Genomic DNA, 2,781 nt, shown 5'->3' with positions numbered 1-2,781 from the left:
CGTCATCAGTCAGAACAATATCCACTGCTCGCGGACCCCGGGTTGCCATTCCCTAGCCTAACAACCGAACGGAAATTAATGACTCAGGACACTAGATCCGCAGCAACTAACGATTTTCTTTCCGGTGCATACTATAAGAAGATCGCTCAGACCCTTGAACGCGGAAAGTTTGATCTTCTTTTCCTTCCGGATGCTCTCGCAGTCGAGGACAGCTACGGCCATGATCTGCAAACAGGCGTCGGACTGGGCGGCCAGGGCGCGATCGCACTCGAGCCCGCCACGGTGGTGGCGACGATGGCCGCCGTGACCGACCGGTTGGGACTTGGAGCCACCATCTCCACCACGTATTACCCGCCGTTTCACGTCGCCCGTATCCTGGCAACGCTGGATAACCTGTCCGACGGGCGGGTGTCGTGGAACATCGTGACATCGCTGAACGATTCAGAGGCAAAGAACTTCGGAATCGATGCTCATCTTGAACACGACACCCGTTACGACCGCGCGGACGAGTTCGTCGAGGTCGTACGTAAGCTGTGGAACTCGTGGGACGATGATGCGCTGCTGTTGGACAAGATCTGCGGCCGGTTCGCTGATCCTAAGAAAGTTCATTACGTCGATCACCGTGGTGACTGGTTCGACGTGCGCGGCCCCCTGCAAATCCCCCCTTCAAGTCAGCGCGAGCCAGTACTCCTCCAGGCCGGATTGTCGCCTCGCGGTAGACGTTTCGCGGGCCAGTGGGCCGACGCCGTGTTCAGCATCTCGCCGACGCTGGAGATGATGCAGCGCACGTACCAGGACATCAAGGGGCAAGTGAGTGCCGCGGGTCGCAACCCCGACGCCACGAAGGTTTTCACAGCTGTCATGCCCATACTTGGGGAGACCGAGGCGATCGCACGCGATCGCCTCGAATACATCAACGGTCTCGTCCACCCCGAGGTCGGTCTGTCGACGTTGTCGAGTCATAGTGGAATCGACTTGTCCGCCTTCCCCCTAGACGCGAAGTACTCCGACATCGTCGCGAGCTTGGGGGACGCGCACATCCCCACCATGCTCCACATGTTCTCCACGGTTGCGAGCGACGGCGAGGATCTGACACTGGCCGACCTTGGAAAGCGTTATGGCACGAACGTGGGTTTTGTCCCGCAGTGGGGAGGAACGCCCACCCAGATCGCCGACAGACTGGTCGAGTACTTCGATGCGAGAGCGGCTGATGGGTTCATCATCTCCGCCGCCTATCTGCCCGGCGTTTACGAGGACTTTGTCGACCAGGTGGTGCCGCTGTTGCAAGAACGTGGGGTATTCCGCGACGAGTATGAGGGATCAACGCTGCGCGACCACCTCGGCCTGGAACTGCCAAGCGGGGCGGCGGCGCTGTGACCGACACCAGCTCAGCGGTCCACACCCTCGCGTACAGCAACTGCCCTGTTCCCAACGCCCTGCTGGTTGGCCGCGAGTCGCAGTTGCTCGCCGAGGCTGGCATCAATCTGGACGTGCTGGGAGGGCCGCTGGGCTCCTTGCACTTCACCTACGATCATCCCGCTTACACCCGATTCGGCGGAGAGATCCCGCCGTTGGTGAGTGAGGGCCTGCGTGCACCGGGTCGCACACGCCTCCTGGGCGTCACCCTGTTCGAGGGAAAGCTGGGCTTTTACGCGGCCGACCCCACCCTGACCGCACCGGAGCAACTGGCGGGGCATCGTGTCGGCGTATCCGCATCGGCAATCCGGATCCTGCGCGGCGACCTTGGTGACTACCGACAGCTCGACCCGTGGCGCCAGACTCTCGTCGCACTGGGCACTTGGGAGGCGCGAGCCCTGCAGCACACCCTTCGTCACTCCGGCGTAACAGTAAACGATATCGAGCTCGTACCCATTGAGACGGCGGGAGTCGACTTACCGCAGGACCGACTCAGCGCATCGGCATCAGTGAACGGTTCGGACCTCTTTCCCGCCGTCGGGGCCCATCAGGCACAAGTCTTTGCCGGGGGGACGGTCGATGCGCTATTCAGCTGGCTTCCGTGGTCCGCGGAGTTCGAAGACCTCACCGGTGTTAGACCGCTGCGTGACCTGAGCTTGGACAGGACAAGCCACTACGCCAGCGTTTGGACAATCAGCGCGCAACTCGTCGATAAGAACCCGTCACTCGTGCAGCATCTGGTGGATACGGTGGTCCGGGCAGGCTCCTGGGCGCGCGATCATCTGACCGAGACAGTCGCGATTCATGCCCGCAACCTCGGTGTTAGCGAGACTGCGGTGACACGCGGTTTCGGCGAGCACTTCACCGACAACTTAGTACCCACCCTCGACCACGATGCGCTCACTGTCCTTGCTGCGACACAGCGGTACCTGGTCGACCACGATCTGGTGGATAAGGCGATCGACCTGACTGATTGGTCGGCCCCGGAATTTCTGCAGACGAGCCTGCGTACATGCGCGGCCGGCACATCAGCGATTGGAGAATACGAATGACAGTCACCGACGACACGGCGGCGGCCACCGACCGGCGGGCGGGCGATCCTCTCGCGGTGGCTCGAGACCTTGCTGCAAGCTGGCGGGAGGGAATCGTCGAACGGGATCGCGATGGGGGGCCAGCCACCCGTGAGAAAGAGGACTTACGCCTAAGTGGTCTGCTGGCGCTCGCGGTACCCGAGGAGCACGGTGGTTGGGGCGCAGATTGGCCGACGGTCTGAACCGCCCCGGGTCTGTCGGAGGCTCTCGAACCTGTGAAGGATGGAGAGCATGGCAGCACCACGCAAGTACAGTGAGGAACTCAAGGACCGGG

Annotated in this window: 2 protein-coding genes; both read left to right on the top strand. The window is 61.9% G+C overall.

The features are described 5' to 3' along the window. Positions 1-78 precede the first annotated feature (78 nt). The gene (dszA, locus tag ABIC25_RS24880; RefSeq protein WP_068970850.1) at positions 79-1,377 is read left to right on the top strand and encodes a dibenzothiophene-sulfone monooxygenase DszA; all 1,299 of its coding nucleotides are present in this window, start codon (positions 79-81) and stop codon (positions 1,375-1,377) included. After that, positions 1,374-2,468, top strand: coding sequence for a type 2 periplasmic-binding domain-containing protein (locus ABIC25_RS24875; RefSeq protein ID WP_004022072.1), 1,095 nt, complete (start codon positions 1,374-1,376; stop codon positions 2,466-2,468). Before dszA ends, ABIC25_RS24875 begins: the two co-directional genes overlap by 4 nt. The last annotated feature ends 313 nt before the right edge of the window (positions 2,469-2,781 follow it).

Source organism: Gordonia sp. PvP123 (assembly GCF_040547295.1).
Classification (GTDB): domain Bacteria; phylum Actinomycetota; class Actinomycetes; order Mycobacteriales; family Mycobacteriaceae; genus Gordonia; species Gordonia terrae.
Note: the sequence above shows the minus strand (reverse complement) of the source record. Positions and strands in the feature narration are given on the sequence as shown.

What these genes read in the sequence shown, in the direction of transcription:
- dszA (WP_068970850.1), top strand. Translation starts at nt 79, where the DNA reads ATGACTCAGGACACTAGATCCGCAGCAACTAACGATTTTCTTTCCGGT.